Origin of the sequence: Pseudomonas sp. PDM14 (assembly GCF_014851905.1) — a bacterium.
In the GTDB taxonomy this organism is placed as follows: domain Bacteria; phylum Pseudomonadota; class Gammaproteobacteria; order Pseudomonadales; family Pseudomonadaceae; genus Aquipseudomonas.
In genome coordinates, this window is record NZ_JACVAQ010000001.1 from 1,305,207 (window position 1) to 1,325,349 (window position 20,143).

The 20,143-nt window shown below is 66.5% G+C and carries 22 protein-coding genes; 13 read left to right on the plus strand and 9 right to left on the minus strand.

Annotation, left to right across the window (positions count from 1 at the left end):
- Positions 1-11: 11 nt before the first annotated feature.
- Complete coding sequence (locus IB229_RS06215; RefSeq protein WP_192326004.1) at positions 12-980, minus strand: GlxA family transcriptional regulator; 969 nt, start codon at positions 978-980, stop codon at positions 12-14.
- Positions 981-1,071: 91 nt separating this feature from the next.
- Between IB229_RS06215 and IB229_RS06220 the strand changes: the two genes are divergently transcribed.
- Positions 1,072-1,878, plus strand: coding sequence for an MBL fold metallo-hydrolase (locus tag IB229_RS06220; protein ID WP_192326005.1), 807 nt, complete (start codon positions 1,072-1,074; stop codon positions 1,876-1,878).
- A 124-nt stretch (positions 1,879-2,002) separates the two neighbouring features.
- Positions 2,003-2,443 (plus strand): hypothetical protein, encoded by a 441-nt coding sequence (locus IB229_RS06225; protein ID WP_192326006.1) that lies wholly within the window; start codon positions 2,003-2,005, stop codon positions 2,441-2,443.
- 66 nt (positions 2,444-2,509) lie between these two features.
- Here the strand turns inward: IB229_RS06225 and IB229_RS06230 are convergent, their stop codons facing one another.
- Entirely contained in the window at positions 2,510-4,789 is a 2,280-nt protein-coding gene (locus IB229_RS06230; protein WP_192326008.1) for a nitric-oxide reductase large subunit, read from the minus strand.
- A complete protein-coding gene (ytfE, locus tag IB229_RS06235; RefSeq protein WP_192326010.1) occupies positions 4,782-5,465 on the minus strand; it encodes an iron-sulfur cluster repair protein YtfE in 684 nt (227 codons plus the stop codon). The genes IB229_RS06230 and ytfE overlap by 8 nt, the downstream gene beginning before the upstream one ends.
- A gap of 136 nt (positions 5,466-5,601) precedes the next feature.
- Between ytfE and norR the strand changes: the two genes are divergently transcribed.
- A complete protein-coding gene (norR, locus tag IB229_RS06240) occupies positions 5,602-7,134 on the plus strand; it encodes a nitric oxide reductase transcriptional regulator NorR (RefSeq protein WP_192326012.1) in 1,533 nt (510 codons plus the stop codon).
- An 88-nt stretch (positions 7,135-7,222) separates the two neighbouring features.
- On the opposite strand, the gene ycaC is transcribed toward norR, so the two are convergent.
- On the minus strand, positions 7,223-7,855 hold the full coding sequence (gene ycaC, locus IB229_RS06245) for an isochorismate family cysteine hydrolase YcaC (protein ID WP_192326014.1): 633 nt from the start codon (positions 7,853-7,855) through the stop codon (positions 7,223-7,225).
- A 154-nt stretch (positions 7,856-8,009) separates the two neighbouring features.
- Between ycaC and IB229_RS06250 the strand changes: the two genes are divergently transcribed.
- From IB229_RS06250 to IB229_RS06275, 6 genes are all read left to right on the plus strand, one after another.
- Positions 8,010-8,921, plus strand: a complete 912-nt coding sequence (locus IB229_RS06250; protein ID WP_192326016.1) for a LysR substrate-binding domain-containing protein — start codon at positions 8,010-8,012, stop codon at positions 8,919-8,921.
- Positions 8,922-8,964: 43 nt separating this feature from the next.
- A complete protein-coding gene (locus tag IB229_RS06255) occupies positions 8,965-9,417 on the plus strand; it encodes a GNAT family N-acetyltransferase (protein ID WP_192326018.1) in 453 nt (150 codons plus the stop codon).
- Between the two features lie 226 nt (positions 9,418-9,643).
- Positions 9,644-10,981, plus strand: coding sequence for an NADP-specific glutamate dehydrogenase (gdhA, locus tag IB229_RS06260; protein WP_192326020.1), 1,338 nt, complete (start codon positions 9,644-9,646; stop codon positions 10,979-10,981).
- Positions 10,982-11,175: 194 nt separating this feature from the next.
- Positions 11,176-11,703 (plus strand): DUF3455 domain-containing protein, encoded by a 528-nt coding sequence (locus IB229_RS06265; protein ID WP_192326022.1) that lies wholly within the window; start codon positions 11,176-11,178, stop codon positions 11,701-11,703.
- 10 nt (positions 11,704-11,713) lie between these two features.
- Complete coding sequence (locus tag IB229_RS06270; protein WP_192326024.1) at positions 11,714-12,367, plus strand: sigma-70 family RNA polymerase sigma factor; 654 nt, start codon at positions 11,714-11,716, stop codon at positions 12,365-12,367.
- Positions 12,364-13,074: an anti-sigma factor domain-containing protein gene (locus IB229_RS06275; RefSeq protein ID WP_192326026.1), complete on the plus strand. Its 711-nt coding sequence runs from the start codon at positions 12,364-12,366 to the stop codon at positions 13,072-13,074. The genes IB229_RS06270 and IB229_RS06275 overlap by 4 nt, the downstream gene beginning before the upstream one ends.
- An 18-nt stretch (positions 13,075-13,092) precedes the next feature.
- On the opposite strand, the gene IB229_RS06280 is transcribed toward IB229_RS06275, so the two are convergent.
- Genes IB229_RS06280 through IB229_RS06290 form a run of 3 tightly spaced genes read right to left on the minus strand, consistent with a single transcriptional unit; the run spans position 13,093 to position 16,381 of the window.
- Positions 13,093-14,052 carry an alpha/beta fold hydrolase gene (locus tag IB229_RS06280; RefSeq protein ID WP_192326028.1) on the minus strand — a complete coding sequence of 320 codons (960 nt, stop codon included), beginning with the start codon at positions 14,050-14,052 and terminating at the stop codon, positions 13,093-13,095.
- Positions 14,053-14,090: 38 nt separating this feature from the next.
- Positions 14,091-14,900, minus strand: a complete 810-nt coding sequence (locus IB229_RS06285) for an SDR family NAD(P)-dependent oxidoreductase (RefSeq protein WP_192326030.1) — start codon at positions 14,898-14,900, stop codon at positions 14,091-14,093.
- Positions 14,897-16,381, minus strand: a complete 1,485-nt coding sequence (locus tag IB229_RS06290) for a flavin-containing monooxygenase (RefSeq protein WP_192326033.1) — start codon at positions 16,379-16,381, stop codon at positions 14,897-14,899. Before IB229_RS06290 ends, IB229_RS06285 begins: the two co-directional genes overlap by 4 nt.
- 84 nt (positions 16,382-16,465) lie before the next feature.
- Between IB229_RS06290 and IB229_RS06295 the strand changes: the two genes are divergently transcribed.
- The 3 genes from IB229_RS06295 (at position 16,466) to IB229_RS06305 (ending at position 17,787) form a co-directional block, all read left to right on the plus strand.
- Complete coding sequence (locus tag IB229_RS06295) at positions 16,466-17,101, plus strand: TetR/AcrR family transcriptional regulator (RefSeq protein ID WP_225578921.1); 636 nt, start codon at positions 16,466-16,468, stop codon at positions 17,099-17,101.
- A 94-nt stretch (positions 17,102-17,195) separates the two neighbouring features.
- A complete protein-coding gene (locus IB229_RS06300) occupies positions 17,196-17,489 on the plus strand; it encodes a hypothetical protein (protein ID WP_192326035.1) in 294 nt (97 codons plus the stop codon).
- A 112-nt stretch (positions 17,490-17,601) separates the two neighbouring features.
- Positions 17,602-17,787: a hypothetical protein gene (locus tag IB229_RS06305; RefSeq protein ID WP_225578922.1), complete on the plus strand. Its 186-nt coding sequence runs from the start codon at positions 17,602-17,604 to the stop codon at positions 17,785-17,787.
- 32 nt (positions 17,788-17,819) lie between these two features.
- Here IB229_RS06305 and IB229_RS06310 read toward each other — a convergent pair whose 3' ends face one another.
- Positions 17,820-18,026 carry a hypothetical protein gene (locus tag IB229_RS06310; RefSeq protein ID WP_192326039.1) on the minus strand — a complete coding sequence of 69 codons (207 nt, stop codon included), beginning with the start codon at positions 18,024-18,026 and terminating at the stop codon, positions 17,820-17,822.
- A gap of 667 nt (positions 18,027-18,693) precedes the next feature.
- On the opposite strand from IB229_RS06310, the gene IB229_RS06315 reads away from it, so the two are divergent.
- On the plus strand, positions 18,694-19,641 hold the full coding sequence (locus IB229_RS06315) for a triacylglycerol lipase (protein ID WP_192326041.1): 948 nt from the start codon (positions 18,694-18,696) through the stop codon (positions 19,639-19,641).
- Between the two features lie 120 nt (positions 19,642-19,761).
- Here IB229_RS06315 and IB229_RS06320 read toward each other — a convergent pair whose 3' ends face one another.
- The gene (locus IB229_RS06320) at positions 19,762-20,121 is read right to left on the minus strand and encodes a histone-like nucleoid-structuring protein, MvaT/MvaU family (protein ID WP_192326043.1); all 360 of its coding nucleotides are present in this window, start codon (positions 20,119-20,121) and stop codon (positions 19,762-19,764) included.
- Between the last annotated feature and the right edge of the window lie 22 nt (positions 20,122-20,143).

Consider the following 20,143-nt stretch of genomic DNA (forward strand, 5'->3'; position numbering starts at 1 on the left):
GCGACCAGCATTCAGACACGCGCGAACTTCTGCCGGTACTCGGCCGGGGTCAGCCCGGTCAGCGCCTTGAACATGCGCCGCAGGTTGGAATCGCTGCTGAAGCCCAGCTCGGCGCCAATGCTGGTGACGGGCAGCGCGGTCAGCGTCAGGCGCTCGCTGACCTGGTTCAGTTTGATGCGCCGGGCGTAGGCCGCCACCGTCTGCCCGAGCTCGCCACTGACCTTGCGCGCCAGCGTGCGCTCGGACAGACCCAGTCGGCTCGCCAGCACCTGCACGGTGATGCCCTGCGCGGGCAACTGTTCGATCAGCGGGTGCAGGCGGCGCAGCAACCCGCTGGGCTGCTCGATCAGGCTCGCCCCCTGGAATGCGGCATGCGGCACCGCCGGGCGCGGCAGCACCATGAGCTTGCTGATGTCATTGAAGACCGCGCCACTGACGCGACGCGCAATCAGTTGCTCGGCGATCGGCAGGTAGCCATTGACCCCCGATGCGGTCGCCGTGCGCTCGTTGAACAGGCCGCTCTGCTCACTCTGCCAGCTCACCTTCGGGTAGCGCTGGCGCATCGCCTCGGCCAGCCACCAGGTCACCGTCGCCGGCTGGCCATTCAGCCGCCCACTGGCCGCCAACAGGCAGACACCGGCGCAGTAGCCCCAGAGCTGGGTGCGACGCGAACACTTGTGCAACGCCGTCACCAGGCTGGCCTGCGCCGCGATCAGCGCATCGACCTGCTCGGCCGACTCGGCCCAGAAGCCGGGCACCAGCAGCGCATCCAGCTCGCCGTCGCCCAGGGCTGCCGATGCCGGCAGGCTGACGCCGTGCGCGCAGTCGACCGCCCCGGCCCGCAGGGCGACAAAGCGCACCTCGAACAACGTACGTGCGGTTCGCCGATTGGCCGCGTGCAGCAGATCGGCGAAGGCCAGCAGGCCGGCAGGCATGCAACCGGGAAACAGCAGGAGTCCGACGCGCAGGGCTTTGCTCATGGCTTGAACCGAATCAATTATGTCCGTTCCTGCCATTATGACCCCGCCGCCGGGTCGGCACCATGAGGCCCTCACCCGGAGGAACGCCTCGATGAAGATCCAGCAGCTGCGCAACGCCACCCTGATTCTGCAGTTCGGCCCGCACCGGGTCCTGGTCGACCCGATGCTGGCACGCAAAGGAGAGCTGCCACCCCTGCGCCTGTTCGGTGCCAACCAGCGCAACCCGCTGGTGGAATTGCCGGCCTCGGCCGAACAGGCGCTCGAATCGGTCACCCACTGCCTGATCACCCACTGTCAGAAAGGCCACTTCGATCACCTGGATCGCGCTGGTAAGCGCTGGCTGCGCGACAGGCAGATCCCCGTCATCTGCACACCGCACGACGCACCCTACCTCGCCTCGCGCGGCCTCAACGTGCAGCCGCTGCCAGCCGCACACCAGCAGCCCTGCGCCTTTCTCGGCGGCACGCTCCGCACGGTCGCCTGCACCCACGGCCTGGGCCTGGTCGGCAAGCTGATGGAGCACGGCGTCGGCTACCTGATCGAGCTGCCCGGCGAGCCCAGCCTCTACCTTGCCGGCGACACCCTCCTCACGCCGACCGTGCGCGAGTTCGTGCTGTGCGAGCAACCCGCGGTCAGCGTGGTGCCGGCCGGCGGCGCGCGCTTCGATCTTGGCGGCGACATCATCATGGGCATCGAGGAGGTGATTGCCTTCACCGGCCTGAGCCACGCCACGGTGGTGGCCAACCACCTGGAGGCGATCAGCCATTGCCCGACCAGCCGTCGCGCGCTGGCCGCGGCCGCCACAACGGCCGGTGTCGACGCGCGGCTGCTGATTCCCGAAGACGGCGAAACGCTGCTGTTCGAGTGCGCCGTTCAACCGCAATCGGCACATGCCTGAAGCGCCTCGCCGCATGGGTTGACCCCGGTCAAGCCAGCCGCTCGCCCGTGGCGGCATGCTGTACGCCGACAATGCGATTCGTGCGTCCGCCTCTTCCCCGGCCACGCACGGCTGAGGAGGCGAAGTGGTTTATCTGTTGCTCAAGTTCCTGCACCTGGCGGCTGCGGCCTGCTTCATCGGCGGGGTGTTCTTCGAGGTGATGATCCTCAGCCGCGCCACGCACGCGCTGGACGCCAGCAGCCATGAACGCTTCGCCAAGGCCCTGAGCCAGCGTGCGCGGCAGGTCATGCACTGGGTGGTCCTGCTGTTGTTCGGCGCCGGTTTCGGCCTGGCCTGGCATCACCGCGACGCGCTGCACGCACCGCTGGCGAGCAGCTTCGGCAGCCTGCTGACGCTGAAGATCATCCTGGCCTTCAGCATCCTTGGCCACTTCCTGCTGTTCGTCTTCCTCCTGCGCCGCGGGCTGGTCACCCCACAGCGCTCGCGGCGCCTGCACATCAGCATCCTGCTGCACATGCTCGGCATCCTGCTGCTGGCCAAGTCGCTGTTCGTGATCAGCTGGTAGGGCTTTTCTCCCGGCAAAAAAACACCCGGCCCGCCGCGAAGCGAGCCGGGTGTCAGCCAACAGCCGTCAACCTTGCGCCGGGACACCTCCTTGCGCGGCAGCGGCCACGCCCTTGTCCGCGGAGGAGAACACGCCGCTGATGACCTGCCAGGTCATCGCCAGGGCGCCGATGATGAACACCACGTCACCGAAGGTGCGCACCCAGCGCAGAGTCTGCAGCAGGTCCTGTTGCATGAAGGCTTCGCTGCGCGCGTACCACAGGCCTTCGCTGACGCTGGCGTGGAACTGGATGATGCCGATGGGCAGCAGGCTGGTGGCGATCATCAGCACCAGGCCGCCGTTCAGCCACCAGAAGGCCACCTTCATCAGCCGTTCGTTGAACACCAGGTGCGGGCGGATGTAGCGCAGCACCAGCAGGGTGAAGCCCAGGGCGAGGAAGCCGTACACGCCGAACAGCGCCGCGTGGGCGTGCACCGGGGTGGTGTTGAGGCCCTGGATGTAATACAGCGACACCGGCGGGTTGATCATGAAGCCGAACACGCCGGCGCCGAGCATGTTCCAGAACGCCACGGCGACGAAGAAGGTCAGCGGCCAGCGCACCCGCTCCATCCAGGCGGCGCGGCTCTTCAGGCGCCAGTTCTCCCAGGCCTCGTAGCCGAGCACCACCAGCGGCACCACTTCCAGGGCGCTGAAGGTCGCGCCCACCGCCATCACCGGCGTGGTGGTGCCGGCGAAGTACAGGTGGTGGAACGTGCCGGGCACGCCGCCGAGCATGAACAGCGAGGCCGAGGCCAGGCTGGCGGTGGTCGCCGCGCGGCGCGACACCAGGCCCATGCTGGAGAAGATGAACGCCAGCGCGGTGGTGGCGAACACCTCGAAGAAGCCTTCCACCCACAGGTGCACCACCCACCAGCGCCAGTACTCCATCACCGACAGGTGCGTGCGTTCGCCGTAGAACAGGCCGGCACCGTAGAACAGGCCGATGGCGATCACCGATGCCGAGAGCAGCGCCAGCAGGTTCTTGTCACCCGGTTTGACCAGCGCCGGCAGGATGCCGCGCAGCATCAGCACCAGCCAGAAGACGATGCCCAGGAACTTGCCGATCTGCCACAGACGACCGAGGTCGACGTACTCGTAGCCCTGGTGACCAAGCCAGAAATTCCACTGCGGCGGCATGATCTGCGCAATCGCCAGGTAGTTGCCGACGAAGGAGCCGACGCACACCAGCACCAGCGCCCAGAACAGCACGTCGACGCCAAGCTTCTGGAATTTCGGATCCTTGCCGCCATTGATCAGCGGTGCGAGGAACAGCCCCGCGGCGAGGAAGCCGGTGGCGATCCAGAACAGCGCGCTCTGGATGTGCCAAGTGCGCAGCAGCGAATAGGGGAACCACTGCGACAGCGGGAAGCCATAAAAATCCTGGCCCTCCACCGTGTAGTGCGCCGTGGCCCCGCCGAGCATGACCTGGAAGCTGAACAGCGCCACGACGAGCAGCAGGTACTTGCCCAGCGCCTTCTGCGAGGGAGTCAGGCCGGCCAGGGTCAGCGGGTCCTGCGGCGGCACCACCAGCTCTTCTTCATCGTGATCGCGCAGGAAGGCCCAGGCCCAGACCAGGAAACCGACGCCGGCGATCAGCAGGATCACGCTGGCAATCGACCACATCAGGTTCTCGGCGGTCGGCACGTTGTCGATCAGCGGTTCGTGCGGCCAGTTGTTGGTGTAGGTGGCCGTAGCGTCAGGGCGCTCGGTCGCCGCCGCCCAGGCGGTCCAGAAGAAGAAGCGGGTCATCTGCTCGCGCCGCGCGGCGTCGGGCAGGGTGTTCTCCTTCATGGCGAAGCTCTTGCGGCTCAGCTGCAGCGCCGGGTCGTTGCCGAACAGCGCGTCGTAGTACGCCGCCGTCTGCGTCACCGCCGCAATACGCCGCGCGCTGAGCTGCAGCGTATTGCCCTGCACCCGGTTGCCGCGGTACTCGCGCTTGAGCTGCTGGCGCAGCAGCGCCTGGTGATCCTCGTCGACCTCGGCGTAGGGCTTGGCGAACTGCTCGCGGGCCGCCAGGTCGAGCCAGGCGGTGACTTCGCGGTGCAGCCAGTCGGCGGTCCAGTCCGGCGCCTGGTAGGCACCGTGGCCCCAGATGGAGCCGAGCTGCATGCCGCCGACGCTCTGCCAGGCGCTCTGTCCGTCGAGAATGTCTTCAGCGCCGAACAGCGCCTCGCCGTCGACGCTGGCCACCTGCGCCGGAATCGGCGGTGCCTGGCGATAGACCTCGCGACCGAACCAGCCAAGCACGCAGAAGGTGGCGCCGAGCACGGCGATCAATGTCCACCAGAGCCTGCGGTACTCACCCATGATGCACCTCCTCACCCAGGGCCCGCGGGAACAGCAGGTTGTTCTCCAGGTGGATGTGCTGCATCAGGTCGACGCGCAGCTCGTTGAGGCCGCGGTACAGCGCCTGCCAGGTGTTGCAGGCGCCGGGCGGGGTGCGGATGCCGTCGGTAAGCGCCTCCAGGCGCGCCAGGGCATCGCCGTGCTGGTCGTGCTCGAAGCGCATCACCGAGATCGGCCCGCCAGCCATCGGGCCGCCGCCACGCAGGATCATCGGGAACAGCACTTGCTCTTCCTTCTGCATGTGGCTTTCCAGCTCCTGTTGCATGTCCTGCAGCAGCTCGGTCAGACCGTGAGGGCACTCGCCGCGGTTGCCGTGTACCTGCTCGACCCGCGCCGCCAGGCGGATCAGCTCCGGCAGTTGCTGACGGTGGATGGCGTGGTAGCGCAGCAGCAGGTGGTCGATCAGCACCGCCGGGGCGGCGTCACGCCACTGCGCCTCGGCTTCGCCCTGCGGATCAAGGGCGAGCAGGCGCGCCTGCACCTGCGCCGCATCGATGCCGGATTCTGCCGCAGCCTGGCGCAGGCTCTTGCGCCCGCCACAGCAGAAATCGAGGTGGAATTCGTGAAAGACGCGGGTCGCGCCGGGGATGTTGCAGGCCAGGTTGCCGAGCGTGTCGTCGAGCAGTTGAGTGGCCATGGAGGTCTCCTTATCAGGCTGGGGTCTGATCCCTCCATCGCAAGCCGCGTGCCGTCGCTAAGTTGACGTAAATCAAGGGCTGCGCGGCCTGCAGGGTTTAATTTACCGGTCGCGCCCCAGGTAACGGATACCCGAAATGGTAAATTTGACCCCGCTGCAGACTGCTCTGCTGGCCGACCTCACCAGCGAATTGCCGACGCCGATTCGCCTGCAGCGGCTGGTGGTCAGCCTGCGCGAAGAGTTTTCCTGCAGCGCCGTGGTGCTGTTGCGTCTGGATGGCGACAGCCTGCGCGCGCAGGCGGCCGTCGGCCTGGCTCATGAGGCGCTCGGGCGCAGCTTCGTGCTGGCCCGCCACCCACGCCTGGCGCAGATCCTCGCCCAGCGCGAGCCGCTGCAGTTCGCCGCCGACAGCGACCTGCCCGACCCCTACGACGGCCTGCTGCAGGACAGCCCCGACGAGCCGCTGCCGGTACACGACTGCATGGGCATGAGCCTGTATCTGGATGGCCGCCTGTGGGGCGCGGTGACCCTCGATGCCCTCGACCGTGGGCGCTTCGACCGCGCGACCACCCAGCGCCTGCAACGCTGCGTGCTGCTGATCGAAACCGCGCTGCGCGTCAGCCGCCTGGAGGGCGAGGTGCGCAGCCTGCGCCTGGCCCGGCGCGAGACCACCGAGAGCGGCCAGGAGACCGACAGCGCGATCCTCGGCGAGAGCCCGGTGCTGCGCGAGCTGCTCGACGAACTGAACGTGGTTGCCGACTCCGACCTGCCGGTGCTGCTGCAGGGCGAGACCGGCGTGGGCAAGGAGCTGTTCGCCCGCTGGCTGCACGCCCATTCGCCGCGGGCGCGCAAGCCGCTGGTCTACGTCAACTGCGCGGCACTGCCGGAAACCCTGGCCGAGAGCGAGCTGTTCGGCCACGTCAAAGGCGCCTTCTCCGGCGCCGCCCAGGACCGTCCCGGACGCTTCGAGGCGGCCAACGGCGGCACCCTGTTCCTCGACGAGATCGGCGAGCTGCCGCTGTCGATCCAGGCCAAGCTGCTGCGCGCCCTACAGGGCGGCGAGATCCAGCGCCTGGGCGCCGATCAGCCTCGGCACGTCGATGTACGGGTGATCGCCGCTACCAACCGGCGGCTGTGGGAAGAAGTGCGCGAGGGGCGCTTCCGCGCCGACCTCTACCATCGCCTGTCGGTCTACCCGGTGCACATTCCGCCGCTGCGTGAGCGCGGCCGCGACGTGCTGGTACTGGCCGGACACTTCCTCGAACTCAACCGCGCGCGCCTCGGCCTGCGCTGCCTGCGCCTTTCGCCGGATGCCGAACGCGCCCTGCTCGCCTATGCCTGGCCGGGCAACGTGCGCGAGCTGGAACACGTGATCAGCCGCGCCGCGCTGAAGGTGCTCAGCCAGGCCGAATCACGCACCGAACTGTTGAGCATCGAGGCCGCCTGGCTCGGCCTCGACCTGCCGCACCCGCTCACCCAACAGGCGCCGGTCGGTCCCGATCCGCTGGCCGTGCCGCTGCCGATGCAGGACGCCATGGACCGCTACCAGCGCGAGCTGATCCAGGCCGCCCTCGACCGCCACGACGGCAAGTGGGCCGCCGCCGCCCGCGCCCTGGTGATCGACCCGAGCAACCTGCGCAAACTGGCACGCCGCCTCAGCCTGATCTGAACACAGCGGGCGAGCGGGGCAGACGCAAAAGGCGGGTGCCCCTGACGAGGCCCCGCCTTTTTTCTATCGCGGGCTCAGGCCCCGCGCCTCACTTGTTGCCGGTCAGCGCGTTGTAGCTGGTCATCAGGTTGCGGTAGTCGGGGATGTGGTCGGAACAGATCTTGGCCAGGCCTTCCACATCGTTGCGCCAGTCGCGGTGCAGCTCGCAGGCCACGCCGAACCAGTTCATCAGCTGCGCGCCGGCCTGGCTCATGCGGTTCCAGGCGGACTCACGGGTGATCTCGTTGAAGGTGCCGGACGCATCGGTGACCACGAACACCTCGAAGCCTTCTTCCAGGGCCGACAGCGCCGGGAACGCCACGCACACCTCGGTGACCACGCCAGCGATGATCAGCTGCTTCTTGCCGGTGGCCTTGATCGCCTTGACGAAGTCTTCGTTGTCCCAGGCGTTGATCTGGCCAGGGCGGGCGATGTACGGGGCATCCGGGAACAGCTCTTTCAGCTCGGGAACCAGCGGGCCGTTGGGGCCGGTTTCGAAGCTGGTGGTGAGGATGGTCGGCAGGTTGAAGAACTTGGCGAGGTCGGCCAGGGCCAGCACGTTGTTCTTGAATTTATCCGGCTCGATGTCGCGCACCAGGGAGAGCAGACCAGCCTGATGGTCGACCAGCAGAACGACGGCGTTATCTTTGTCCAGACGGTTGTATTTGAAAGAAGTAGTCATGGTTGCGTTCCTCGCGTTGCAATGTGGTGCCGATGAGCCGGCGGGTTTGGTGGGTTGCCTGCAGTGCTGACTGCATGGGGAAAAGATTAAATTCAGACCCTTTGATGCACTAGACTGCAAAAATTGCCTATAGCGTTCTATTTGGAGAACGATCTTGGAAGACCTCAACACCCTCTACTACTTCACCCAGGTGGTGGAGCACGGTGGCTTCGCCGCCGCCGGGCGCGCCCTGGACATGCCCAAGTCCAAGCTCAGCCGACGCATCGCCCAGCTCGAGGAACGCCTCGGCGTGCGCCTGCTGCACCGCACCAGCCGGCACCTTTCGCTGACCGAAATCGGCCAGGAGTATTACCAGCGCTGCGTGGCCATGCGCGTGCAGGCGGAAAGCGCGGCGGAAGTGATCGAGCGCAACCGCTGCGAACCGCGCGGCCTGGTGCGCCTGGCCTGCCCGACAACGCTGCTGAACTCCTGGGTCGGGCCGATGCTGACCCGCTTCATGCTCAGGTACCCGCTGGTGGAGCTGCTGATCGAGGCCACCAACCGCCGCGTCGACGTGCTCCACGAAGGCTTCGACATCGCCCTGCGGGTGCGCTTCCCGCCGCTGGAAAACACCGACATGGTGATGAAGGTGCTGGGCAACAGCACCCAGTGCCTGGTCGGCCACCCGGACTTCCTCCAGCGCCTGCCCGATGACTTCCAGCCCGAAGCGCTAAGCAGCCTGCCGAGCCTGTACTGGGGCGGCTCGCAGCGCGAATACCAATGGCAGCTGTTCGCCGGCGAAGGCGATGGCGCGAGCCTGGTGATCCCGCACCGCCCGCGCATGGTCACCGACGACCTCATCGCCCTGCGCCACGGCGCCGTGGCCGGGCTCGGCATCGTCCACCTGCCGCGGGTCGCGGTGCGCGACGACCTGGCCGCCGGCAGGCTGGTGGAAATGCTGCCGGGCTGGTCGCCGAAGTGCGGCATCGTCCATGCGATCTTCCCCTCGCGCCGCGGCCTGCTGCCCTCGGTGCGCACCTTGATCGACTTCCTCGGCGAGGAATTCGTGCAGAGCGACATGGCCTGATGCGGCAGCCATCCCCCTCCTTACTCGACCCGGAGTGCCGCACGTGAAGCTGGAAATACGCAACGCACGGATCACCGACCTGCCCTTCGTCTATCGCGGCGAAGAGGCCTACATCCGGCGCTGGGAACCGACCCACGAAACGCACTGGCGCGAGCAGCTGGAGCGCCACCTGAGCCGCTGGGTGGAGAACGTCGAGCGGCTGTTCATCGCCACCCTCGACGGCCAACCGGTCGGCTACTGCCTGTGGATGGCCGAGGGCGATGCCGCCGAGCTGTGCACCCTGCACGTCATCGAAGCGCAGCGCGGCCAGGGCATCGGCCAGGCGTTGCTCGACGCCTACCTGAGCGATGCCCGGCGCCACGGCTTCACTCGCCTGACACTCGGCGTACGCAGCGACAACCCGGCGAAGCGCCTCTATGAAGGGGCCGGTTTCACCCAGGTCGGGGTGAACGCCAGGGGCTATCGGCTCTATCAACACTATCGACAACCAACCTGAGCGCTATCCTGCGGCCATTACGCAGATAAAATCGGCAAAAAGACCACAATTCCGGCAATACCCAGCAGAACGCAGCCAACCTGAAAACCGGCCAGAACTTACATAAATGCACCAAAAAGATTCGCCATAGCGACACATTGCACTATTGCAGTGCCTTTACGACTGATAAAGTGCCGCGCTCTTTTAACCGATCGGCCAGGATTACCGGGCCCTCAGGGATGTGCACATGAGCGAATCCGTCGACCTCTTCCTCGCCCGCCTGAAAAGCCAGGACCCCAACCAGCCGGAGTTCCACCAGGCTGTGGAAGAGGTGCTGCGTTCGCTGTGGCCCTTCCTGGAAGCCAACCCGCGCTACCTGCAGGCCGGCATCATCGAGCGCATGGTCGAGCCGGAACGCGCCATCCTGTTCCGCGTGTCCTGGGTCGATGACGCCGGACGCGTGCAGGTCAACCGCGGCTACCGCGTGCAGATGAGCAGCGCCATCGGCCCGTACAAGGGCGGCCTGCGCTTCCACCCCTCGGTAAACCTCGGCGTGCTCAAGTTCCTCGCGTTCGAGCAGGTGTTCAAGAACTCGCTGACCTCGTTGCCCATGGGCGGCGGCAAGGGCGGCTCGGACTTCGACCCCAAGGGCAAGAGCGACAACGAGGTGATGCGCTTCTGCCAGGCCTTCATGAGTGAGCTGTACCGCCACATCGGTGCGGACCTCGACGTGCCGGCCGGCGACATCGGCGTCGGTGGGCGCGAGATCGGCTACCTGTTCGGCCAGTACAAACGCCTGTCCAACGAGTTCACCTCGGTGCTGACCGGCAAGGGCATCAGCTATGGCGGCAGCCTGATCCGTCCGGAAGCCACCGGCTACGGCTGCGTGTACTTCGCCCAGGAGATGCTCAAACGCATCGGCCGCGGTATAGAAGGCCAGCGCGTGACCATCTCCGGCTCGGGCAACGTCGCCCAGTACGCGGCGCAGAAAGTCATGGAGCTGGGCGGCAGGGTGGTCTCGCTGTCCGACTCCGAAGGCACCCTGCACATCCCCGATGGCCTGAGCGACGAGCAGTGGCGCTACCTGATGGACCTGAAGAACGTGCGCCGCGGCCGCCTCAGTGAAATGGCCGCGCAATTCCAGCTCAACTTCCTCGCTGGCCAGCGCCCGTGGAGCCTGCCGTGCGAGATCGCCCTGCCCTGCGCCACGCAGAACGAGCTGGACGCCACCGATGCCCACGCCCTGCTCGGCAACGGCTGCTTCTGCGTGGCGGAAGGCGCCAACATGCCCTCGACCCTGGAAGCGGTCGACCTGTTCATCGAGGCCGGTATCTGCTTCGCGCCGGGCAAGGCTTCCAACGCCGGCGGCGTGGCCACCAGCGGCCTGGAAATGAGCCAGAACGCCATGCGCCTGAACTGGACTGCCGGCGAAGTGGACCAGCGCCTGCACAGCATCATGCAGAGCATCCACAGCGCCTGCGTGCACTACGGCGAAGAGAACGGCCGGATCAACTACGTGAAGGGCGCCAACATCGCCGGCTTCGTCAAGGTTGCCGATGCCATGCTCGCCCAGGGCGTGGTGTAAATCGCAGCGCGGCGGTAGCGCCTCTTGCAGGCTCTACCGACGCCGCGTGTACCTCGCCCCAGCGCTGGCCACCCCGCGTCAGCGCACCCGGCAAAATTATTTTTCGAGTGACTGCATCCAAATCACCAGCTGGCGGGTAGTGAATGCAGTAGCCGTTGGCTGCTCAATTGAATTCACTTTCTGGAGCAACTCGAATGAACGCCAAACGTACTTCCAGCCTTCTGTTTGCCACGTCCTGCCTGCTGGTCACCTTGCCTTCCATGGCGGCGGACCTGCCCGCCAGCATCCAGGTGCCGGCTGGCAACAAGATCGCCCTCGAAACCGTCGGCGTGGGCGAAATCACCTACGAATGCCGCGACAAGGTCGATGCCGCCGGCCAGACCGAGTGGTTCTTCGTCGGCCCCAAGGCGGTGCTCAATGACCGCAGCGGCAAACAGGTCGGCAGCTACTTCGGCCCGCCCGCCACCTGGCAGGCGCTGGACGGCTCCAAGGTCACCGGCACGCAGCTCGCTGTGGCGCCCTCTTCAGCCGGCAACCTGCCTTATCAACTGGTCAAGGCCAACCCTGCAGAAGGTGCCGGCGCGATGACCGGCGTCAGCTATATCCAGCGCGTGGCGCTCAAGGGTGGCGTGCCACCCAGCCGGGCCTGCACGGCCGACGAGAAGGGCCAGCGCGAAGTGGTCAAGTACCAGGCCGACTACATTTTCTGGACCGCCGAATAGGCTGTAACACATGGATTCGGACGGCCGCACACGCGCTCGTCTAGGCTCATCGCGCACGCTCCGGCCCTTGGCCGGAGCTTCCACCACCCGCCGGCGAGTCCCTGTGCCCCAGCCCTTATCCGACACCTTTGACTACCCAGCCAACCTGATAGCGTGCGCGAACGGCAACCGCCAAGCGCTTCAGCAACTGTACGAGCAGGAAGGCGCCCGGCTGCTCGGCGTGGCCAAGCGCATCGTGCGTGATCACGCCATCGCCGAAGACATCGTGCACGACGCCTTCCTCAACATCTGGACCCGCGCGAACACGTTCGACCCCGCGCGCGGGTCGGCGCGCGGCTGGATATACAGCATCACCCGGCACCTGGCGCTGAACTTCGTGCGCGGCCAAGCCAAGGACGTGCAACCGTCCGCGGCCAACGCGCAGACCATCGAAGCGGCACTGAGCGCAGACAGTCCGTACGACGAAACCGATGCGCTGGTGCATGCCGGCCAGCTCGACGGCTGCCTGAGCCAACTGGAAGCGATCCGCCGCGAATGCATCGTGCATGCCTATGTCGACGGCTACTCGCATGCCGAAATTTCCGCAAAACTGGGTGCCCCGCTGGGCACCGTGAAAGCCTGGATAAAACGCAGCCTGGTTGCGCTACGGGAGTGCATGAAATGAACACGGCCCGGCCCGATATCGAGGAACTTGCCAGCGAGTACGTGCTGGGTACGCTCAGCGCGCAGCAGCGCCTGGAGGTGCAACAGCGCCTGCTCGTCGACGACACGCTGCGCAACGCTGTCGATGCCTGGGAGCAGCGCCTGCATCCCCTGACCGACCAGGTGGCGGCCGTCACGCCGTCACCCCGCCTGTGGACCCGTATCGAGCGCAGCGTCAGCGCCATGACGACGCGTACTCCAGCGCCGAAAACAGTGGCGCCCGCCTGGTGGGACGCCTTGGCACTGTGGCGCGGCCTGGCCGCCGCCGGGCTTGCCGCGAGCGTAGTGTTCGCGGCACTGCTGTTCACCCGCGAGATACCGCTGAACCAGCCGAGCTACCTGGTGGTACTCGTCGCGCCACAGGACAAGGCGCCAGGTTGGGTTGTCCAGGCCAGCGGCCAGCAGGACATTCAGCTGATCCCACTGGGCATGACTGAAGTTCCCGCCGACATGGCGCTGCAGTTCTGGACCAAGGCCGACAGCTGGCAAGGCCCGGTATCGCTGGGGCTGGTCAAGCCGGGGCAGACCCTGCAGGTGCCGCTGGACAGCCTGCCGCCACTGGAGGCTGATCAGCTCTTCGAGCTGACACTGGAGCGCAGCACCGGCTCACCCACCGGCAAACCGACCGGACCGATCCAGTTCATCGGCCGGGCAGTCAAGGTCATCTAAGCAGCTGAGCGCCGTACGTCATGCGGGCTGCGCGGCCGGCACCTCGGCGCTGCGCTGGGCCGCCTTGCGGATGAACGCCGCGGTCACCTCCGGCTGGGTCACCGGCAGCATGTGGCCGCCGTCGACCCACTGCAGCTCGGCGCCGGGCACGATGTTGGCCAGGCTGGTGCCGTGGAATTCGGGATCGAGGATGCGGTCCTGGCGGCCATAGAGAATCGACACTGGCAGGCGCAACGAGGCGTATCGCAGCTGCTGCGCGGGCAGGCTCAGCGGGATCGCGTTGAGGTCACGCGAGGCGGCGACGAAATGGCTCGGGCGCAGGCCGAGCATGCCGCCGCCCTTGAACGGGAAGTTGCGCGGGAAGGGCTCGGGACCGAAGACGATGTCCACGGTCAGCTTGCGGCCGATGATCATCAGCGGCACCGCCAGGGTCCAGGCCACCAGGTGGCGCAGCCAGTCCTGGCGAATGGTCAGCGCGCTGAACGCCTTGGACGGTGCGCCCGGCAGATGGGTCAGCGGCGCGATCAGGGCCAGCCCGGCAGCCTGCTGCGGATGACGCAGGGCCAGGGTCAGGGCCAGCGCGCCGCCGAGGGAGTGGCCGACGATCAGCGGCTTGCCCAGGTCCAGCGCATCGATCAGGCCGGAAACGATGTCAGCCTGGGTCTCCAGGTCGGCCGTCGCCGCGGGGCTGGAATAACCCGAGCCGGGGCGATCCAGCGCCACCACGCGGTAGTCCTTGGCCAGTTGCGCCATCACTCCGTAGCTGAAGTGCTTGAGGTGCCCGCTGAGGCCGTGGATCAGCAGCACGCTCGGCCCCTGCCCGACGTCGAGCACATGCAGGTTGCTGCCGCCCACCGCGACGAAGCGCCCCTCCGGCGGCAACGCCAGCTCCACCCGCCGTGCCGTATGGAAGGTGAACAGCCACAGCAGCAGGGCGATGGTCAGGACGACAGCGAGTGTGATCAGCAGAAACGTCATGGCTTGGGCACCGAATTCATCAGGGAGAGGGAGGCGGATCAACCGATATCGTGACGCGCGAACAGCTTCCAGTAGCCGACCGGCAGCAGCCGCTCGATCCACGAGACGATCAGCGCATCGTTGCCGACCAGCACCCGCGCGCGGTTGTTCTCGATGCCACGGACGATGATCGCGGCGGCCTTCTCCGGCGGCAGACGCAGCATCTTCTGCGCGGCACGACGGTGGCGCTCGATCATCTGCGCATCCGCGCCCAGGGGCACCTTGGCGCTGCTGGCGATGGCCGTGGCCACGCCGCCCGGGTGCACCACGGTAACACCGACCGAGCTGCCGGCCAGTTCGTGGCGCAACGCATTGGAGAACCCGCGCACGGCAAACTTGCTCGCCGAATAAGCCGCCTGGCCAGGCGGCGAGATCAGCCCGAACAGGCTCGACAGGTTGACCAGACGCGCCTCCGGCTGCGTGCGCAGGTGCGGCAGGAAAGCCCGCGTCATGCACACCACGCTGTCGAAATTGATGCGCATCAGCCAGTCGAAGTCGGCCTCACTGACCTGCTCGAAGCGTCCGCCGAGGGCCACCCCGGCGTTGTTGATCACCAGGCTGACCTTGCCGTGGGCCGCCAGCACGGCCTCGGGCAACGCGGCGACGGCGGCGCGGTCGGCCACGTCGAGCGGGTGCTGGCTGACGCGCACGCCGCTGCCCTCGACCAGCGCCGCCGTCGCCGCCAGGGCTTCGCCATTGATGTCGGCAATGGCCAGGTGGCAGCCGCGACCGGCCAGGGCCAGCGCAGTGGCGCGGCCGATACCACTGCCGGCACCGGTGAGTACGGCAACCGCATCACGCAGGTTCATCGGTTTTTCTCCAGCGGTTTGAAGTGCATGACGCCATCGTCGATCCGGCTGTAGCGGATCGTCAGCATGTCCTGCAGGTAGTTCTGGTAGACCTGCCACGGCCGCCGCGCGCCCTGCTTGGGCAACAGGGCTGCGGCGCGCTGGACGTAGCCGGAGTTGAAGCTGAGGAACGGTACCTCGCCGACGCTGGCATCCGCTTTCGCCACCGCGGTGGCGTAGCCCTTGCGGTCCATGAAGCGCAGCAGGCGGCAGACGTAATCGGCGGTCAGCTCCGCCTTCAGCGTCCACGACGAATTGACGTAGCCGAAGGCCATGATGCAGTTGGGTACATCGCTGAGCATCATGCCCTTGTAGGCCATCTTCTCGGCGACGGTCAGCGGCTCACCGTCCACCTGGAAGCGGATATCGCCGAGCACGTTGAGCTTGAGCCCGGTGGCAGTGACGATGATGTCGGCCGCCAGCTCCTGCCCCGAGGCCAGGCGAATGCCGTCGGTGGTAAAGCGCTCGATGGTGTCGGTGACCACCGAGGCGCGGCCGGCGCGAAGGGCCTTGAACAGGTCGCCGTCCGGCACGGCGCAGAGGCGCTGATCCCAGGGTCTGTAACTCGGCGTGAAGTGGCGCATGTCGACGTCCGGGCCGAGCCGTCGCGCCGCCAGCTCGAGAAGCTTGCGGGTGAACAGCTCCGGCTTGCGCTTGGCGAGCTGGAACAGGGCCATGCCGATCAGCACGTTCTTCCAGCGGCTGATACGGTGGGCCAGGCGCGACGGCAGCCAGCGCAGCAGGCTGTGGGCAATGGCATCGTGCGCCGGCAGCGCCGCCACGTAGCTGGGCGAGCGTTGCAGCATGGTGATGTGCGCGGTGTGCCTGGCCATCGCCGGCACCAGGGTGACGGCGGTGGCGCCGCTGCCGATCACCACCACGCGTTTGCCGCTGTAGTCCAGGTCCTGCGGCCAGAACTGCGGGTGCACGATAGTGCCGGCGAAGTGCTCCTCGCCCGGGAAGTCAGGGCGATACGCCTCGCTGTAGTTGTAGTAACCGCTGCCCAGGTACAGCAGGCGCGCGCGCAGCTCGACTTCGCGGGTGGCGCCATTGCTGTCGGTGACCTCGGCGGTCACCGTCCAGCAGCTGTGCGGTGAACTCCAGGCGGCACGGACGACGCGGTGGCCGAAGCGGATGTGCGCGGTCACCCCGCCCTCGTCCGCCGCCTCCTCTATGTAGCGCTTGATGTCGGCGCCATCGGCGATGGCCTTCTGTCCCAGCCAAGGTTTGAAGCCGTAGCTGAGGGTGTACATGTCCGAGTCGGAGCGGATGCCGGGGTAGCGGAACAGATCCCAGGTGCCGCCGATGGCAGCGCGTGTCTCGAGGATCGCGTAGCGCTTGTCCGGGCAGCGCTGTTGCAGCTTGTGCGCCGCGCAGATGCCCGACAGCCCGGCACCGACGATCAGCACATCGAGGAATTCGGCATCGGACGTCGCAGGCATGATCGGCTACCGCTGGGCGTGAGTTGAGTGACAATCTAGATTGTCTTTTTGCCAATGACAATCATGAATGTCAAAATAACGCCCATGTCCAGCCACCCCACCTCCAGCAGACGCGCCCGCGGGCCTGCGTCACCCGAACGCCAGCTGCAGCGCCAGGCGGAACGCCGCGCGCGGCTGATCGCCGCCGCCATCGAGGTGTACGGGGAAAACGGCTACCGCCATTCGGGGGTCAAGCAGGTCTGTGAAAAGGCCGGACTGACCCAGCGCTATTTCTACGAGTCGTTCAGCCACAGCGACGAGCTGCTGGTGGCCTGCTACGACCTGATCACCCAGGCTCTGCTCGACGACATCGACCGCGCCGCCCAGGCCGCCGGCAGCGACAGCACGGCGCGCGGCAAGGCCATGCTGCTGGCCTACTTCCATGCGCTGAAGGACCAGCCGAAAGCCGCCAACGTGTTTCTCGTGGACATCCGCGGCATCAGCCCGACCGTCGACCAGGCCATCGAACGCACGCTCAAGGCCTTCGCCCAGCATGTCGCGCGGACCGTGCTACAGCCCGACAACCTGCCCGACGAGATGCTCCAGGCCGGCGTGCAGGGCGGCATCATCCACATCGCCCTGCACTGGATCGCCAATGGCTACACGCCCTCGGTGGAGGCAGTGGCGGACATCGCGCTGAAGCTCAGCTCGGTGCTCCTGACGGACACGCCGGCACGCTGAATCCGCCGGCCGCCCGGCACCGCACGTCGCCAGGCCGGAACGCCTGTGCCGCACGGCTATCCCAGCTCTATGCCCCACTATCCGGCTCGCGCAGATGAAAGCCTCACCCCTCCCTTCTCACTGGCTGCTCGCGGTGCTGAGCTGGATCTTTCTGGCTCTGGCGGCGCTCCTGCTGCTGTCACTGGCCCACGGCTTGTGGAGCGGACGCCTCTACGTACCGGGCTCAGGTGCAGGATTGCTGCCGCACAACGTGGCGCAGAGCCCGGGGCTGTTCTGGATCGCGGCCCTGACGCGCCTGGTACTCGCTGGCGTGCTTGCCGGCCTGGGGCTGATCCTCATCCGCGCGCGACGCAAGTACCGGCCACTGCAGCGCCCCGCCGCGTCCTGACCCTACCGCCATCGCCACCCCTAAGGCGCAGACGGCCACCTTTAGTACCAAGGAGTCCCTCGCCATGAATCCAGCGGATCGAGTGTGTACAGCCGTGATGGGCGGTATGACCATGCGTGCAGTCAGCCGTGAGGAACTGCACATGGCGGTGATCGACGAAGCCGTGTTGCCGGAAGCTCGCTTCCTGCGCCTGCTGGCCACGGCGATGCTGATCGAGGAACCCGCCCAGGCGCTGCAGCGTATTCAGGAACGTCTGCAGGAAATTTCCCCCAGCGCCGAGACGCCCGGATCGTCCTGAACCCAAGCGCCAAGGCTAGCGGACAGACGCCCTCAGACGGCTGAATGCCGATTCGCAGCCTGATGCAACGGACCGCCCTGAAACGTCGGCAGTTCGTAGGGCCAGCGATACTTCCTCGGGAACACCGCCTCGCTGCGGGGCAGCTCCTGGGTCAGTGCCGCGCATGGCGAAGAAGAATGGGCGGTGTCGAGGGAATCGGAGCCGGAAACGGCTGCATGGCGATCGGACAGGTAAGACATCGAGGTTTCCTCATCGGCAAGGGGTCAACGACTTACTGGAGAGCACGCCCTGTGCCAATCGAATAACCCATCTAAGCCATTGATTCATAAGACACTACTCCTCAGCTACGGAATGCAAATTGCACGACCGCCCTACCCGGCCATGCATTCTGCAAGCCGCGTGCGCGAGGCTGATTCCCTTAGCGGATGAGTGCACCGGTATCGCCCTAACGCGCTGCGCCGAACTGCGTCCGGTGCTGCGCCGGCGATAACGTCAATACTCGGCTGAACGACGCCAGGCTCTGGTAGCCGATCTCCAGCGCAGCGCTGCTGACGCTCGCCAGCGCGCCCTGCCGCAACTGCCAGGCGCATTAGCAACGCGTCCGGCGATGTGCCGGCGACCCCACCGACGGCTCGCGTGAAGGTCGAGCGCGGCCTGCTGACCAGCGCGGGCCGCGCCAAGCGCTACTCATTCGCCCATCCACGAGCGCCTGTTTCCGCCGGTAACGCCTCGTACATGCCACGAATGACGCGGGATTGGCCACGAACGCCAGTTTAGAGCCTCTACTCTAAAAATAGCCGAATCCGGCACGCAAACTGCTCTCAGCCGTTCGGCTGACGTACCGTTCTGGACAGTAACGGTTGCTCGACGCAGGGACGCAAAACCAGGAACGTTTGAGAGCACACCATGAACAACAAGATGCCCCTTTTCGCCCTTTGCCTCGGCAGCAGCCTGCTGCTGCCTGCACCCGCCGAAGCCGGCCTGTTCGGCTCCACCGGCTACACCAAGACCAAGTACCCGATCGTCCTCACCCACGGCATGCTGGGCTGGGACACCATCCTCGGCCTCGATTACTGGTACGGCATCCCTTCGGCACTGCGCTCGGATGGCGCCGCCGTCTACGTGACCGAGGTGGTGCAGCTGAACACCTCGGAAGTGCGCGGCGAAGACCTGCTCGAGCAGGTCGAGGAAATCGCTGCCATCAGCGGCAAGGGCAAGGTCAACCTGGTCGGCCACAGCCACGGCGGCGCGACCACCCGCTACGTCGCCGCGGTACGCCCGGACCTGGTCGCCTCGGTCACCAGCGTCGGCGCGCCGCACAAGGGTTCGGCCGTGGCCGACCTGATTCGCAAGATCCCCGAAGGCTCCGCGGCCGAAGGCGTGGTCGCCGGCCTGGTCAACGCCGTCGGCACGGTGATCCACTTCCTCTCCGGCAGCATCAGCCAGTCGCCGCAGAACTCGCTGGGCTCGCTGGAGTCGCTGAACAGCCAGGGCGCGGCGGTGTTCAACGCCAAATACCCACAGGGCATCCCGACCAGCGCCTGCGGTGAAGGTGCCTACAAGGTCAACGGCGTCAGCTACTACTCGTGGAGTGGCACCGCGCCGCTGACCCATGCCCTCGACCCGATGGACCTGATCACCGGCGCCGCCTCGCTGGCCTTCCCCCGCGGCGTGGCCAACGACGGTTTCGTCGAGCGCTGCAGCTCGCACCTGGGCAAGGTAATCCGCGACGACTACCGGATGAACCACCTCGACGAGGTCAACCAGTTCCTCGGCCTGAGCAGCCTGTTCGAGACCGATCCGGTGACCGTCTACCGCCAGCAGGCCAACCGCCTGAAAACCGCCGGGCTCTGAAGCACGCGCCCCGAGACCACACTGGCTCGGGGTTGCTCGCGACCGGCGCCTGCAGCGCAGTAGATTCCGCTCATGAAAAAGGCGCCCGAGGGCGCCTTTTTCATCTAGCGTGAGCCGCCGTTACTGCAGCCAGCCCTCGACCTTGTCGGCACCGAATTCGGCCTTCCAGGCTTTCAGCACCTTGTGGTTGCCACCTTTGGTTTCCACCACTTCACCGGTCTGCGGGTTCTTGTACACCTTCAGCTTGCGCTCGCGGCGCCCGCCCTGGGTGGCAGCGGCCTTGGGTGCGGCAGAGCGTTGCGGCTCGATGATCGCGACGATCTCGCGCAGGCCGAAATCGTACGCGGCCATCAGATCACGCAGCTTGGTCTCGAACTCGATCTCGCGCTTCAGACCATCATCGTTCTTCAAGGCATCGAGCTGCTTCAGCTGTTCGGCCAGTTGCGCTTCAAGAGCCTTGAACTCTGCGAGTTTCGACATGCTTCATTTCCCTGTTATGAGG

Coding starts and splice junctions, on each gene's coding strand:
- IB229_RS06315 (WP_192326041.1), top strand. CDS start 18,694: ATGAACAACAAGATGCCCCTTTTCGCCCTTTGCCTCGGCAGCAGCCTG.
- IB229_RS06275 (WP_192326026.1), top strand. CDS start 12,364: ATGAACACGGCCCGGCCCGATATCGAGGAACTTGCCAGCGAGTACGTG.
- IB229_RS06320 (WP_192326043.1), bottom strand. CDS start 20,121: ATGTCGAAACTCGCAGAGTTCAAGGCTCTTGAAGCGCAACTGGCCGAA.
- IB229_RS06280 (WP_192326028.1), bottom strand. CDS start 14,052: ATGACGTTTCTGCTGATCACACTCGCTGTCGTCCTGACCATCGCCCTG.
- IB229_RS06285 (WP_192326030.1), bottom strand. CDS start 14,900: ATGAACCTGCGTGATGCGGTTGCCGTACTCACCGGTGCCGGCAGTGGT.
- IB229_RS06305 (WP_225578922.1), top strand. CDS start 17,602: ATGCGTGCAGTCAGCCGTGAGGAACTGCACATGGCGGTGATCGACGAA.
- IB229_RS06220 (WP_192326005.1), top strand. CDS start 1,072: ATGAAGATCCAGCAGCTGCGCAACGCCACCCTGATTCTGCAGTTCGGC.
- IB229_RS06270 (WP_192326024.1), top strand. CDS start 11,714: ATGGATTCGGACGGCCGCACACGCGCTCGTCTAGGCTCATCGCGCACG.
- ytfE (WP_192326010.1), bottom strand. CDS start 5,465: ATGGCCACTCAACTGCTCGACGACACGCTCGGCAACCTGGCCTGCAAC.
- IB229_RS06310 (WP_192326039.1), bottom strand. CDS start 18,026: ATGTCTTACCTGTCCGATCGCCATGCAGCCGTTTCCGGCTCCGATTCC.
- ycaC (WP_192326014.1), bottom strand. CDS start 7,855: ATGACTACTTCTTTCAAATACAACCGTCTGGACAAAGATAACGCCGTC.
- gdhA (WP_192326020.1), top strand. CDS start 9,644: ATGAGCGAATCCGTCGACCTCTTCCTCGCCCGCCTGAAAAGCCAGGAC.
- IB229_RS06295 (WP_225578921.1), top strand. CDS start 16,466: ATGTCCAGCCACCCCACCTCCAGCAGACGCGCCCGCGGGCCTGCGTCA.
- norR (WP_192326012.1), top strand. CDS start 5,602: ATGGTAAATTTGACCCCGCTGCAGACTGCTCTGCTGGCCGACCTCACC.
- IB229_RS06215 (WP_192326004.1), bottom strand. CDS start 980: ATGAGCAAAGCCCTGCGCGTCGGACTCCTGCTGTTTCCCGGTTGCATG.
- IB229_RS06300 (WP_192326035.1), top strand. CDS start 17,196: ATGAAAGCCTCACCCCTCCCTTCTCACTGGCTGCTCGCGGTGCTGAGC.
- IB229_RS06290 (WP_192326033.1), bottom strand. CDS start 16,381: ATGCCTGCGACGTCCGATGCCGAATTCCTCGATGTGCTGATCGTCGGT.
- IB229_RS06265 (WP_192326022.1), top strand. CDS start 11,176: ATGAACGCCAAACGTACTTCCAGCCTTCTGTTTGCCACGTCCTGCCTG.
- IB229_RS06230 (WP_192326008.1), bottom strand. CDS start 4,789: ATGGGTGAGTACCGCAGGCTCTGGTGGACATTGATCGCCGTGCTCGGC.